Consider the following 13,741-nt stretch of genomic DNA (forward strand, 5'->3'; position numbering starts at 1 on the left):
GCCGCGGGACAGCGCCGACGGGACGAGACCCAACATGATCGACCACGCCTTGTTCGACCCGGCGACGATCGATCCCGAGACGCTTCGGCTCAATGCCGAGATCGTCGCGGCGCACGCCGCCCTGCCTGATCCCTGGTCGTTCCCGATCGAGGAGGTTCGTGCCCGCCGCCGCGCCGGGACCAAGGCGGCTCCGGCGATGCCGCACAGCGCCCGGGCGGAATGGATGACGATCGAGGGGCCCAGCGGTCCGCTCAAGCTGCGCGTGGTCCGCCCGAAGGCCGACACGAAGGTGCGCGGCGCCTATCTTCACATCCACCGGGGCGGCTGGGTCTGGGGCGCGGCCGACGAGCAGGATCCCTGGCTCGAGCGCATCGCCGACGCCTGCGGCTTCGTCGTGCTGTCGGTGGAGTACCGCCTCGCCCCAGAGCATCCTTATCCGGCCGCGCTACTCGATTGCGAGGCCGCCGCCCTCTGGCTCGCGGGACCCGGCCGGGCCGAGTTCGGCGTCCACGCGCTGACGATCGGTGGCGAGTCGGTCGGCGCGCACCTCGCCGTGATGGTGCTGCTGCGCCTGCGGGACCGGCACAACCAGCCGCGCGCGTTCCGGGGCGCCAACCTCAACGCGGGCTTCTACGACCTCGGCCTGACCCCGTCGGTGCGCAACTGGGGCGACGAGCGCCTCGTCGTGAACACCCTCGATCTCACCAAGTTCGCGGACGGCTACGTCCGCGAGGGGATCGACCGACGGCGTCCGGACGTGTCGCCGATCTATGCCGACCTGAAAGGATTGCCGCCGGCCCTGTTCACCATCGGGACCGCTGACCCGCTTCTCGACGACACGCTCTACATGTCGGCGCGCTGGGCCGCCGCGGGCAATGGCGGCCACACCGCGATCTATCCCGGCGGTTGCCACGTCTTCGCCCGGTACCCGAGTCCGATGAGCGAGCGAGCCCTGGAACTGATCGACCGCTTCCTGATGGCCCTGGCCTGAGCGATCGATCCGAGATCCTGCCGGAGGCCTTCCGGGCGTGGTTCGCCGCGCGTGGCTGGACGCCGCGGCCGCACCAGCTCGACCTGCTGCGGATCGCCCGGTCGGGCCGGTCGGCGCTCCTGGTGGCGCCGACCGGCGCCGGTAAGACGCTCGCAGGATTCCTGCCGAGCCTCGTGGCTCTGGCGGAACGGGCAGCCCCCAAAGCGGAGCCCAAGACCGCCAAGGGCCTGCATACCCTCTACGTCTCGCCGCTCAAGGCGCTGGCGGTCGACATCGCCCGCAACCTCGACGCGCCCATCGCCCAGATGGGTCTCCCGGTACGCGTCGAGACCCGCACCGGCGATACCCCGGCGCACAAGCGCACCCGCCAGATCAGCCGCCCGCCCGACATCCTGCTGACGACGCCCGAGCAGCTGGCGCTTCTGATCGCCCATCGCGACGCCGCCGAATTCTTCTCCGGCCTGCGCTGCGTCATCCTCGACGAGCTGCATGCCCTCGTGACCTCGAAACGCGGGGACCTGCTCTCCCTGGCCCTCGCCCGGCTGCACCGCCTCAGCCCGGATCTGGCAGCGATCGGGCTGTCCGCAACGGTCCGAGAGCCCGACGAATTGCGGAAGTACCTGGTGCCGCAGCTGGAGCTTTCCCCTCCCCCCTCTGCGGGCGGTCGGAGTCATACAGCCCCGGACGAGGCTCGGGTCCCCTTTCCCGCACGGGAGAGGAAGCGCGTCGCGGTGTCGGCGCTCGATGAGGTCACACGCCCGACCCAGGCGCCTCTCCCTTCCTTCCCTGCAGAGGGGGGAGGGGAAAAACAGCCGCCCATGGCCGACCTCGTGACCGTCCGAGGCGGCGCCAAGGCCGACTTGCGCCTGCTCGATCTCGGGCGGTCGCTGCCGATCTCGGGGCACACCGCCTGGCACTCGATGCCGGCGATCTACGAATTGATCAAAGAGCACCGGACGACCCTGGTCTTCGTCAACACCCGGCTCCAGGCCGAGTACACGTTCCAAGAGCTCTGGCGCCTCAACGAGGACGCGCTGCCGATCGCGATCCATCACGGATCCCTCGACGCGCAGCAGCGGCGACGGGTCGAGGCCGCGATGGCGGAGGGACGATTGCGGGCGATCGTCTGCACCGCAACCCTCGACCTCGGCATCGACTGGGGCGACGTCGATCTCGTGGTCAATGTCGGGGCGCCCAAGGGCGCGAGCCGGATCATGCAGCGGATCGGCCGGGCCAACCACCGGATGGACGAGCCCTCGAAGGCCTATCTCGTCCCCGGCAACCGCTTCGAGATGCTGGAGTGCCAGGCGGCCCTCGACGCCGTCGAGGCGGCCGCGCAGGATACCCCCGACGCGCGGCTCGGCGCCCTCGACGTGCTCGCCCAGCACGTGCTCGGCATGGCCTGCGCGGACGCCTTCGACCCGGTCGGCCTCTACGACGAGATCGTCTCCGCAGCACCCTATGCCGGCCTGACCTGGGAATCTTTCGAGCAGGTCGTCGATTACGTCGCGACCGGCGGCTATGCCCTGCGTGCCTACGAGCGCTTCGCCAAGATCCTGCGCGGGCCCGACGGCCTCTGGCGCGTGCGCGATGCCCGGACGGCGCAGGCGTACCGGATGAATGTGGGCACGATCGTCGAGGCGGCGCGGGTCCGGGTGCGGCTCGGCCGGACCCTGCGCGGCAAGCCCGGCACGGTCCTGCCGAAGGGCGGCCGGGTGCTCGGCGAGATCGAGGACGAGTTCGCCGACACGCTCACGATCGGCGACACCTTCCTGTTCGCCGGCGAGACCCTGCGCTTCGAGGGACTCGCCGAGGACGAGGCCCTGGTGACCCGCGCGCCGCTCGGGACCGATCCTGCGATCCCCTCTTATGCCGGCGCGAAATTCCCGCTCTCGACCTTCCTGGCCGAGCGGGTCCGGGCGATCATCGCCGACCCGTTCGCCTGGGATCGCCTGCCGAAGCAGATCGGTGACTACCTCCAGCAGCAGCGCCGCCGCTCGGTCCTGCCGGGCGAGCGCGACCTGCTGGTGGAGACCTTCCCACGGGGGAAGCGCCACTACCTGACGGCCTTCCCGTTCGAGGGACGGCTGGCACATCAGACCCTCGGCATGCTGCTGACCCGGCGGATGGAGCGTGACGGCCTGCGCCCGCTCGGGTTCGCGGCCAACGATTACGGCATCGCGATCTGGACGACCCGCGATGTTTCGGAGCGCGCTGCGCTGGACTCCGACTTCATCGGCGACCTGTTCGCGGTCGACATGCTGGGCGACGACCTGGAGGCGTGGCTCGATGAATCGGCGATGATGAAGCGTACGTTCCGGCAATGCGCGGTGATCGCCGGCCTGATCGAACGCCATCACCCCGGCCTGAAGAAGTCCGGCCGTCAGGTCACGATCTCGACGGATCTGATCTACGACGTGCTGCGCAAGCACCAGCCCGACCACCTCCTGCTGCGCGCGGCGCGACAGGATGCGGCAACCGGACTCCTCGACGTGAGGCGCCTCGGCATGATGCTAGAGCGCATCCAGGGGCGAATCATTCACAAGGCTCTCGATCGGGTCTCGCCGCTCTCCGTATCCGTCATGCTCGAGATCGGGCGCGAACGGGTCTACGGTGAGGGGGCCGACGAGATCCTGGCCGAGGCCGAGGCGGAGCTTCTTCAGGAAGCCCTGTCCTGACCGTCGATCCGCCCTCCCCCATCGAGCCCGAGGATGCGATCTTGGCGGCCGGCCTGAGACTCGAGAAGACTCACAAGCACCCGACCCTGCTGCTGGCGGGCGAGACCCTGGTGCTGGATCTCTGCGGCGGCGTGTGGCTGCCCGAGCACCGCACGCTGATCGTCTCCGATCTCCATCTGGAGAAGGGGTCGTCCTACGCCGCCCGCACCGGCCAGTTCCTGCCGCCTTACGACACCCGCGAGACCCTCGCCTGCCTCCACGAGGCGGTGGTGCGCCACGATCCGACGCGCGTGGTCGCGCTCGGGGATTCCTTCCACGATGTCCGCGGCCCGGAGCGGATGGAGCCCGGCGACCGAGCCATGGTGTCGGCTTTGCAGGAGGGCCGGGACTGGGTCTGGATCGCGGGCAATCACGACGCGGCGGTCAGCGAGGGTGTCGGCGGTCGCTACGCCGACGCGCTGACCCTGGGCGGCCTGATCCTGCGTCACGAGCCGAGCGCCGAACCGGTCTCCGGCGAGATCGCCGGCCATCTCCATCCCTGCGGAAAGGTCGCCATGCGCGGCCGGGCGGTCCGCCGTCGCTGCTTCGTCACCGACGGCACCCGCCTCGTGATGCCGGCCTTCGGCGCTTACGCCGGCGGGCTGAACGTCCGCGACCGGGCCATCGAAAGCCTGTTCCCCAAGGGGTTCACGGCCCATCTGCTCGGGGATGGACGGGTCTTCACCATCGGCCGGTCGCAGCTCGCGCGGGATTGACGGGAGCGCGCGTCACCGTTCGGGATATCGCTTCGCCGCGGGTGGGGGCCATGTGAACGAGCGCCGCGAGACGTCAGCGATAGAAGGTGTACGTCGCGCTGTAGGGCACACGCGCCGTCTGGCCCGGCGTGCAGACGCCCTGCGGTTTCTCACCGCCGACCGTGTCGCTCCGCAAGATATACTGCGTTCCGGCGAGCGATCCGGATCCAGTTGCTCGGCCGGACAGCAGCAGCCACGCAACGGCTTGGGGTCGCGGTGCGGGCGCCTGAGCGATGACGGTGCCCAGCACCCGGGAGCCGTCCTGCGCCTCCCAGACCGGTCCCTCGAAGTGACGCCCGACCGCGCGTCCGTCCGGCTGGACGAGTTCCGCCTCGGGCTTGGCGGGGCCCCAGGCCGGCCCCTTTTCGGCAGCGATGCAGGCATAGATCTGCACGCCCCGGGCGGAGAGCCGCGCGACTGCCACGCTGCCGGGCGGCGGCGCCAAGCCCGCCGGTTCGGCCATTGCGAAGGCCGGAGCGCAAGATGCAGCGGCGATGAGGGCTGTCCGGCAAGACCTGATGAGGGTGCGGGACGTGATGATGGCGTAGGAAATCGGTTCAGCTCCATCCTGACGGTCCGAACCGCCGATACGTCGCAAACCGCGTGCGCGTTTCACGCCGCGGCTCGCGCGTGTTCCGGGTCAGGCTGATTTCATGAACCGGGTGACACTCTCCGAGAGATCCGCTGAGTGTCCGGCAAGGCTCTCGGCGACGCCCAGGACAGCTTCCGCAAGTTGACCGGTGGCATTGGCGGCCTGCGAGACGCCGCCGATATTGCCGGACATCTCATGCGTCGAGACTGCCTGCTCCTCGACGGCGCTCGCCATCGCCAGGGTCAGCGTCGAGAGCTCGGCGACGGCGGCGGTGATCATCTCGATCGCCCCGACCGCTTCGCCGGTGGCGCTCTGGATCGCCGCAACCTGCTGGGTGATCTCGCCGGTGGCCTTCGCGGTCTGCTCGGCCAGAGCCTTGACCTCGCTCGCCACCACCGCGAAGCCCCGGCCGGCGGCGCCGGCACGGGCGGCCTCGATCGTGGCATTCAGCGCCAGGAGATTGGTCTGCCCGGCGATCGACTTGATCATGCCGACCACCGCGTCGACCTCGCGGGCGTTCTCGGCGAGCTGCCGCATCGTCGCGTCCGTGGTCTCGGCCTGGACCGCGATCTGCCGGGCACGCTCTGAGACCCGTCCGACCTGACCCGAGATCTCCTGGATCGCGCCGTTCATCTGCTCGGAATTCGCCGCCACGGACGAGGCCTTCTGCCTGGCGGCATCGGCCGACTGCGTCAGCCCCTCGGCCGAATGCTGCATCTCGCGGATCGCCGAGCCCACGGCATCGACGACACGGCTGACGTCGGTGGACATGTTCACCTGCGCGGATACGACGGCCCAGGTCAGCATCGGCCCGATGTAATTGCCCTTCCGGTCGTTGACGGCGGTGACCTGCAGGTCGAGCGTCTCCGGCCCCACCTTGATCTTGGTCCGGTGCGGCAGCCGGCTCGCATCCGCCAGCATGTTGCGCTGGTGATGCGGGTTCTTGTGGAACACGTCGAAGGAGTGGTCGAGCATCTCGTCGACCTTGATCGGCAGATATTGCTCGAGCGGCCCGAGGGTCCGCCGCGAGGTGGCGTTCAGGTAGTTGATCTTGAACTCGTTGCGGGGATCGGCCGTCATCACCGCGACCGGCATGTTGTCGATCATCGACATCAGCCGATCGATATCGTTCTTCTTGGCCGAGATGTCGGCCGCGAACTTGACCACCTTCACCGGCTTGCCGTGCGCGTCGAGGACGGGGTTGTAGGTCGCCTCCAGCCAGACCTCCGCACCGTTCTTGTCGATGCGCAGGAACTCGCCGGTGACGTACTGGCCGTCCTTCAGCTTCGACCAGAACTCCGTGTACTCTGGCGACTTGGCAAACATCGGTTCGACGAAGATGCGATGATGCTTATCCCGTACATCAGCCAGGGTGTACTTCATCAAGCTTAAAAAATTCTGGTTGGCGTTGAGGACTTGGCCGTCCATCGAGAATTCGATGATCGCCAACGACCGGTCCAAGGCGTCAAGCTTGGCCTGCGCCTCGTTGTAGACGGTTCTCTTGAACATATCGGTGCTCACGCTGCTCCCGCGGGCATATGGCCAAGATTGGGTTAAATTTTATCTAATTCGACAGTTTTTGAGACGGAATCCTATATTGATCGAAAACGGAAGAAAATATTCGTGCCACATCAATTATAATATTTTCTGATTATGGGTGTCGATTTGTATTGATGATGGTTTTTTGCTGATAATCTGGCGAATATCAGAACCAGCCTCGGCTTCGAAAATAAACGATGGGAGCCAGAGCGCTGATCAGGATAAGCGCGAGGGCGTAGGGATAGCCGTATGCCCAGTCCAGCTCCGGCATGTGCTTGAAGTTCATGCCGTACATCGAGGCGATCAGGGTCGGCGGCACGCCCACCACCGAAACCACTGTCAGCACCCGGAAGACGTTGTTCTGCTCGATGTTGATCAGTCCCAACGTGGCGTCGAGAAGGAACTGAACGTTCTCGGCGAGCCGCGTCTCGAACTCGTCCAAGGAGTCGATGTCGCGCCGGATCGTCTCGAAGCGGCCGTCCTCGGGCAGGCCCAGTCCGTCGCAGGCGGCCGACACGAACGGCACGATCCGCTCCAGGCCGAGCAGACTGGCTCGGATCTTCCCCAGGACCTTCCCGCGGTTGCTGATCCCGCGCAGGATCCGCCGCAGCGCCAGGTCACGGCGGCGGGGCGGCGGGCGTTCCAGCCGGCGGCGGTCGGCGCCGCGGACATCGAAATCGAAGATCCGCGTGGACAGCGTGTCGAGTTCGGAGGCCATGTCCTCAAGGGCGTCCGCGAGGCTGTCGACCAGTTCCTCAAGGATCACGATGAAAATCTCGCTCGGCGCGACGCTGCCGTCGCCGTCCGCGATGCGCTTCTCCGACGAGTCGATCGCGCGCATGTCGTGGAACCGGATCGTGACGAGGTGATCCTTCGACAGGAGGAACCCCAGCGGCTTCAACTGGGAATCACTGCGCTCGAAGGTGATCATCGGCGTCGAGAGCGACAGCCCGTCCTTCACCCGCCGCAGCCGGCTGGAGGATTCCACCTCCGACAGGGCGGCCCGGGACGGAACGCGCAGGCCGGTGGCCGCTTCCACGGCGGCGGCCTCCTCGGAGGTCGGGTCCTTCAGATCGAGCCAGACGGCATTGCCGGGGATCGGGCTGCCGCATTCAGGCGTCACCGCGCCTTCGGGTCCGTGCAGGCTCAGCATGAGGGCGCGTTGTCCTAGGGGAAATCGGGGCCGATGCCCCGTCATCGCGCCGTCGCGCAGGGGTGCGACAGCCTTGACTCGAAACCACGCGAGGGCTATCTCGCCGCCGTCATTGGCACTCGCCAAGACAGAGTGCTAACAGTCGGGTTTGGGAGCGGTCGCGCAGGCCGCATCAACGCCAACTGCAGACCTGAAGCAAGAGGGCAGCTCATGAAGTTCCGTCCGCTGCACGACCGCGTGGTCGTCCGTCGCATCGAGAGCGAGGAGAAGACCAAGGGCGGCATCATCATTCCGGACACCGCCAAGGAGAAGCCGCAGGAAGGCGAGATCGTCGCCGTCGGTCCCGGCGCTCGTGACGAGCAGGGCCGCGTCAACGCGCTCGACGTGAAGGCGGGGGACCGCGTCCTGTTCGGCAAGTGGTCCGGCACCGAGGTCAAGATCGACGGTCAGGACCTCCTGATCATGAAGGAATCCGACATCATGGGCGTCGTCGCCCTCTGATCGGATCCCTGTTTCCCGCCCTTTGAGGCCGTTCGAGGCCTTGGGGTCCAACCCAATCACAAGAGGCAAACCATGGCAGCGAAAGACGTTCGTTTCTCCGCCGACGCCCGCGATAAGATGCTGCGCGGCGTCGATATCCTCGCCGACGCGGTGAAGGTGACGCTGGGCCCCAAGGGCCGCAACGTCGTGATCGAGAAGAGCTTCGGCGCCCCGCGCATCACCAAGGACGGCGTCACCGTCGCCAAGGAGATCGAGCTCGCCGACAAGTTCGAGAACATGGGCGCCCAGATGGTGCGCGAAGTGGCCTCGAAGACCAACGACATCGCGGGTGACGGCACCACCACCGCCACCGTGCTGGCCCAGGCCATCGTCCGCGAAGGCGCCAAGTACGTCGCCGCCGGCATCAACCCGATGGACCTGAAGCGCGGCATCGACCTCGCCACCGCCGCCGCGGTGAAGGACATCATCGCGCGCGCCAAGAAGGTCTCGACCTCCGACGAGGTCGCCCAGGTCGGCACGATCTCCGCCAACGGCGACAAGGAGATCGGCGAGATGATCGCCCACGCCATGCAGAAGGTTGGCAACGAGGGCGTGATCACGGTCGAGGAGGCCAAGACGGCCGAGACCGAGCTCGACGTCGTCGAGGGCATGCAGTTCGACCGCGGTTACCTGTCCCCGTACTTCATCACGAACGCGGAGAAGATGGTCGCCGAACTCGAGGATCCCTACATCCTGATCCACGAGAAGAAGCTGTCGTCGCTGCAGGCGATGCTTCCGGTGCTCGAGGCCGTGGTCCAGACCGGCAAGCCCCTGTTGATCATCGCCGAGGACATCGAGGGCGAGGCGCTGGCCACCCTCGTGGTGAACAAGCTGCGCGGCGGCCTGAAGGTCGCGGCCGTGAAGGCGCCGGGCTTCGGCGATCGCCGCAAGGCGATGCTCGAGGACATCGCGATCCTGACCAAGGGCCAGATCGAGGAGACCACCTCGGACTACGACCGGGAGAAGCTGCAGGAGCGCCTGGCCAAGCTCGCGGGCGGCGTCGCGGTGATCCGCGTCGGCGGCGCGACCGAGGTCGAGGTCAAGGAAAAGAAGGACCGCGTCGACGACGCCCTCAACGCCACCCGCGCGGCCGTCGAGGAAGGCATCGTCCCGGGCGGCGGCACCGCGCTGCTGCGCGCCAAGAAGGCCGTCGCCGAGCTGAAGAGCGATGTTCCGGACGTCCAGGCCGGCATCAAGATCGTGCTGAAGGCGCTCGAGGCCCCGATCCGTCAGATCGCCCAGAACGCCGGCGTGGAAGGCTCGATCGTGGTCGGCAAGATCACCGACAACACCTCCTCGGAGACCTACGGCTTCAACGCCCAGACCGAAGAGTATGTCGACATGATCCAGGCCGGCATCGTCGACCCGGCCAAGGTCGTCCGCACCGCCCTGCAGGACGCGGCTTCCGTCGCCGGCCTGCTGGTCACCACGGAGGCGATGGTGGCCGACGCCCCGAAGAAGGACGGCGGCGCCCCCGCGATGCCGGGCGGCGGCGGCATGGGCGGCATGGACTTCTAAATCCACGCCAACCATCGAGCTGACGAAGGGGGTCGCCGAAAGGCGGCCCCTTTTTTCGTTGGTGCGACACGGTCCCCTCACGCTCCCGCGTTAGTCCCGGCTTTCATGAGGGACGGCCGTGCGATGGCTGCAGAATGGTCTTCGCGTGCGAGATCAGCCTCGATTTGGGCAGCCAGCGTGAAGAAGCGCTGGCGGACCTCGGCGGCAAACGGATTCGATCGCTCGATCGCCTCGAAGACTTCCGGGGCGTCGTGCCGGACCATGTCGACCGCCTGCATGTGCAGTGAAAAGCTCCGCGTGGTCATATGAGTGGGAAGCGGCTCCATGGCGACGAGCACCCGCGCGATCAGATGCGTCAGGCCTTGCACCGCCGCGGCCTCGCGGTCGTGAGCCTCCGGCGTCGTGACGATCACCTTCAGTCTCAGCACCGTCCGGAGAAAAGCCGCAGCACGACGCCCCCGCCGTCCCGAGACAGCACACACCGCGATCTTCAGGCCGACGATCCCGCCGACGGCACTCTGGGGGCCGAACAGGGGATGGGTTCCCAGGATATCGACGCCGGCCGGTAATCCCGCCCGCATGATCGCGACCGGCATCATCTTCACTGAGCCGACATCGACCACCAGGGTCCCCGGTCTGAGGTGGGGGGCTATCGCGGCCACGACATCGGACAGGCGGGAAACCGGAACGGCCAGGATGACGACGGGGCAGCGTGCCGCCGCGATCAAGTCCGTTCGCACGGCGCCGTAGGTCGGGGAATCGGCCTCGGCCGGGCGGGGATCGTACACGCGCAGCGCCATGTGCGGCGCGAGATGCTGAGCGATCAGGCGACCGAAAGCGCCGAAACCGATGATCCCGACGGCGGGGCGGCCTTGAGTTGTTTAAGAGAATGACACGGTGACCTCGGGCAGGCGCGAGGTCGGCGGATCATGATGAGGTGCAACCGCCGACGACGCAGCGGTTGGGCATGATAAGCAAGCCGCCGCTATGAAAGCGGCGGGCGATAGGATGCGGTGAACGGCAAGCTTAGCATGATGACGGCCGTCTATGCCGTGCCACCTTGCTCGTCAACAAGGCCGCATCGATGCCGGGACAGGGCTGGTCGTGCACTTTTCTCAGACGTTGCTCGATCAAAAGTCCCAGGCTTCACTGCGCCGGGCGCGCGTTTCCCTTCGCGTTATCTCGGAACCAAAAAAAACGGGACGGCTTGCGCCGTCCCGTCTGTCGTCGTGCCTATCGGCCTAAGAAGATAGAAGCCAGTCGCTGGAGCAGGCCCCGCGGTGCGGGCGGAGGCTCACTCTGTCCAGGACCGTCCCCAATCTAATTGGCGGCGAAGGGATGCTGGGCCGAGTTGCGCTGCTCGGTGACGGTCGAAGCCTTCGGCTCGCCGTTCACGGCGCGCTGGATCGAGAGCTTGGTGGCCTCGTAGTTGTACTTCTGGATCTTGGCGTCATCGGCCGCTTCCCAGTGGATGAACACGCCGACCAGGATGAACAGGTCGTCGGCCTCATCGGCCGGGATGATGCCTTCGGCGACGGCGTCCTGGACGGCCTTGGCAACGCCGTGCTGGGCCGGGCCGAACATCTGGACGGCCTGACGGGCGTCGTTGATGGTGACCTTGTTGAACATCAGGGTGTTCGGCTTGCACGGCAGGTTCGGCGCGATGACCGCGAGCAGGCTGGTGAAGCCGTGCTTGTTGTTCACGAGGCCGTTGCAGAAAGCCGTCTCGGCGGGCGAGCCGCGCGGTCCGATGATCAGGTCGATGTGAGCGACTTCGTTGCCGTCGCCGACGAGGGCTTCGCCAACCTGAACCTTGGTGATCTTCGCCATTCGGTGTCTCTCCCTGGATTCCGAAATAGGGCCGCGGCGCCGGACAATGCCAGCGGCCGGGAAGCCATCCTTGTTATCGGCGCCCGAACCTCCGGACGAGCCGGTTGGGCCGAGCCGGTTGGGCCGGACAGCGCGCCGGACCCTACAGTGCGACCCAGCGGCTCACAACCCGCGCAAGGCCCTGGATCTGAGGAATTTCTTTGGCCACGGGGCGTGAAAAGCTGGAACTTATCCGTGCGTCACGCGAAGGCGGCGCCTGCCGTGGTCAAGGCGTCCCAGAACACGGTCGCGACCGTGAAATCCGCGCTGGTGCCGGGGTTGAGCCCGCGCGCCTTCAGCGACGCGTCGAGGACCAGCAGCGGCTCGACCGGACGGGTGGTGAGATCGAGGCTGTCGAGTAAGGTTGCGACCTCCCTGCGAACAGACTCCGCCACCGGTGCGCCGGCCTTGCGGGCGATGTGGCTGTCCGGAACGGTCCTGAGATAGGCCAGGTGGATCGCGGTGGTGCACCAAGTCGGATCGAGACCTGCGGCGCGCGCGCCGGCGAGGGCCGGGAGCCCGATCTCTACGATGTCCGCGAAGCCTGTGCCGTAGGCCCCAGCGATGCGGTCGCGATGCGCCGCCTCCGCCATGGCGGCGCGCAGGGAGGCCGGGGCGACGGCCGATACGTCGTGCCGCTCGGCCCGGCCGAGGCCTCCCGGGTTCGCGAGCCGGATCGCCGCGAAGACCGCTTCGGAATCGGCGGCATCGAGGGTGTCCAGCACCGCCTTGACCGATCGGCCCCCCTCCGCTGCGACAGCGAGCGGCGCGCACAGGAGCAGGATGCCGAGATTGGTGTTCTGGGCGACGGCCGCCAGGGTCGCCGTGACCCCGGCGCGGACCCGCGCGCCGACGCCCGATCCCGCCCGCGCCAGCCCCGGCGCCGAGACGTCGGCACTGGTGACGAAATCCGCCACCACCATGCGATGGCCGGCTGCGTAGGCATGGACGTTGCCGGGTTTCAGCGCATCGAGTTCCGCCAGGCAGGCGGCGCGGTAGAGCGTGCCGATCAGCCCCGGGGCGAGACCGCTCATGCCACCACGAGCCGCGGGATGCTGGCACCCCTGACCGCGGACAGGAAGCCGCGCACGACGGCGCCGGCGATATCGGTGTCGCACACGGTCTGCAGGCCGGACCAGGCCGGCATGGAATTCACTTCGAGGATCGAGAAGCCGCCCTCCCCGTCCTCGACGAGGTCAACCCCGGAATAATCGACCCCGACCGCGGCGGCGGCGGCCTCGGCCATCTCGGCGGCGTCCCGGGGCATGGCCCAGGGCAGTGGCCGGCCTCCGCGGTGGACGTTCGTGATCCAGCCGTCGCCCTCCCGGATCATGCCGGCGATCGCGCGACCGTCGCAGACGAACACGCGGTAGTCGCGCCACAGGCCGTCCCGCCGCGGCACGTAGCGCTGGAGATAGTAGACGCGCGCCACAGCCTCCTCGTCCGGCAGGTCCCCGGGCGTCTCGATCAGCGCGAGCCCCTCCCCTTGCGAGCCGAACAGCGGCTTGAGGACCAGGGGCGCGCCAGGGCGTGCCTCCCGCTCCACGATCTCCGCGGCGGCCTCGCGTTTCGAGACGACCCAGGTCTCCGGGGTCGGCAGGCCGGCTCGGGCGATCAGCAGCGAGGTCGCCGCCTTGTCGACCGAGCGCTCGATGGCGGTGGGCGGGTTCCAGACCGTCACGCCTGCCGAGACCAGGGCGTGAAGCACGCCGAGCCGCATGGTGGTCGCCTCGAAGGTGCCCCCCGCGATGGTCCGCAACAACACGCCGTCCGGCAATTCACCGGAGAAGCCCGGGACCCGCAGCGGTTCGCCGCCGCCGGTAGCCACGATCACGTCCGCCAAGGAGAACAGCACCGGCTCGACCCCCTGCGCCCGCAGGGCCGCCAGGAGCCGGGCCTTGTGCCAATTGCCGTTATCGGCCGCCAGGGCGATGCGCATGGATGGGAGACTCTCGACGGCCCCTTCCTGCACGGGAAAGCACCGGATCTGTGTGGATGCGAGGCGCTATCGCGAGGGCTGGCCGGGACCTGCCCCCGCTGAGGAGAGGGGACCTCGCTTCTTGCGAT

General features: G+C 67.7%; 12 protein-coding genes. 5 read left to right on the plus strand and 7 right to left on the minus strand.

The annotated features are described in order from the left end of the window. Window positions 1-34 precede the first annotated feature (34 nt). Genes FV233_RS02375 through pdeM form a run of 3 tightly spaced genes read left to right on the plus strand, consistent with a single transcriptional unit; the run spans window position 35 to window position 4,424 of the window. Window positions 35-991 (plus strand): alpha/beta hydrolase, encoded by a 957-nt coding sequence (locus tag FV233_RS02375; protein ID WP_147853820.1) that lies wholly within the window; start codon window positions 35-37, stop codon window positions 989-991. Further along, the gene (locus FV233_RS02380) at window positions 988-3,669 is read left to right on the plus strand and encodes a ligase-associated DNA damage response DEXH box helicase (protein ID WP_238262508.1); all 2,682 of its coding nucleotides are present in this window, start codon (window positions 988-990) and stop codon (window positions 3,667-3,669) included. Before FV233_RS02375 ends, FV233_RS02380 begins: the two co-directional genes overlap by 4 nt. 41 nt (window positions 3,670-3,710) lie before the next feature. Further along, complete coding sequence (pdeM, locus tag FV233_RS02385; RefSeq protein WP_147853821.1) at window positions 3,711-4,424, plus strand: ligase-associated DNA damage response endonuclease PdeM; 714 nt, start codon at window positions 3,711-3,713, stop codon at window positions 4,422-4,424. A 73-nt stretch (window positions 4,425-4,497) separates the two neighbouring features. Here pdeM and FV233_RS02390 read toward each other — a convergent pair whose 3' ends face one another. The 3 genes from FV233_RS02390 to FV233_RS02400 form a co-directional block, all read right to left on the minus strand. After that, window positions 4,498-4,926, minus strand: a complete 429-nt coding sequence (locus tag FV233_RS02390; RefSeq protein ID WP_147853822.1) for a DUF3455 domain-containing protein — start codon at window positions 4,924-4,926, stop codon at window positions 4,498-4,500. A gap of 177 nt (window positions 4,927-5,103) precedes the next feature. Beyond that, a complete protein-coding gene (locus tag FV233_RS02395; protein ID WP_147853823.1) occupies window positions 5,104-6,564 on the minus strand; it encodes a PAS domain-containing methyl-accepting chemotaxis protein in 1,461 nt (486 codons plus the stop codon). Window positions 6,565-6,760: 196 nt separating this feature from the next. After that, entirely contained in the window at window positions 6,761-7,747 is a 987-nt protein-coding gene (locus FV233_RS02400) for a CorA family divalent cation transporter (protein ID WP_147853824.1), read from the minus strand. 210 nt (window positions 7,748-7,957) lie between these two features. On the opposite strand from FV233_RS02400, the gene groES reads away from it, so the two are divergent. Further along, complete coding sequence (gene groES, locus FV233_RS02405; protein WP_007567860.1) at window positions 7,958-8,248, plus strand: co-chaperone GroES; 291 nt, start codon at window positions 7,958-7,960, stop codon at window positions 8,246-8,248. A 72-nt stretch (window positions 8,249-8,320) separates the two neighbouring features. Continuing rightward, window positions 8,321-9,805, plus strand: coding sequence for a chaperonin GroEL (locus FV233_RS02410; RefSeq protein WP_147896507.1), 1,485 nt, complete (start codon window positions 8,321-8,323; stop codon window positions 9,803-9,805). A 77-nt stretch (window positions 9,806-9,882) separates the two neighbouring features. Here FV233_RS02410 and FV233_RS02415 read toward each other — a convergent pair whose 3' ends face one another. The 4 genes from FV233_RS02415 to FV233_RS02430 form a co-directional block, all read right to left on the minus strand. After that, the gene (locus FV233_RS02415; RefSeq protein WP_147896508.1) at window positions 9,883-10,659 is read right to left on the minus strand and encodes a prephenate dehydrogenase; all 777 of its coding nucleotides are present in this window, start codon (window positions 10,657-10,659) and stop codon (window positions 9,883-9,885) included. Between the two features lie 466 nt (window positions 10,660-11,125). Then, window positions 11,126-11,635 carry a 5,6,7,8-tetrahydromethanopterin hydro-lyase gene (gene fae / locus FV233_RS02420; protein ID WP_007568574.1) on the minus strand — a complete coding sequence of 170 codons (510 nt, stop codon included), beginning with the start codon at window positions 11,633-11,635 and terminating at the stop codon, window positions 11,126-11,128. A 239-nt stretch (window positions 11,636-11,874) separates the two neighbouring features. Then, window positions 11,875-12,708: a triphosphoribosyl-dephospho-CoA synthase gene (locus tag FV233_RS02425; protein WP_147896509.1), complete on the minus strand. Its 834-nt coding sequence runs from the start codon at window positions 12,706-12,708 to the stop codon at window positions 11,875-11,877. Next, a complete protein-coding gene (locus FV233_RS02430; protein WP_147853316.1) occupies window positions 12,705-13,613 on the minus strand; it encodes a RimK family alpha-L-glutamate ligase in 909 nt (302 codons plus the stop codon). Before FV233_RS02430 ends, FV233_RS02425 begins: the two co-directional genes overlap by 4 nt. Window positions 13,614-13,741 lie beyond the last annotated feature (128 nt).

It is taken from the genome of Methylobacterium sp. WL7 (genome assembly GCF_008040085.1).
In the GTDB taxonomy this organism is placed as follows: domain Bacteria; phylum Pseudomonadota; class Alphaproteobacteria; order Rhizobiales; family Beijerinckiaceae; genus Methylobacterium; species Methylobacterium mesophilicum.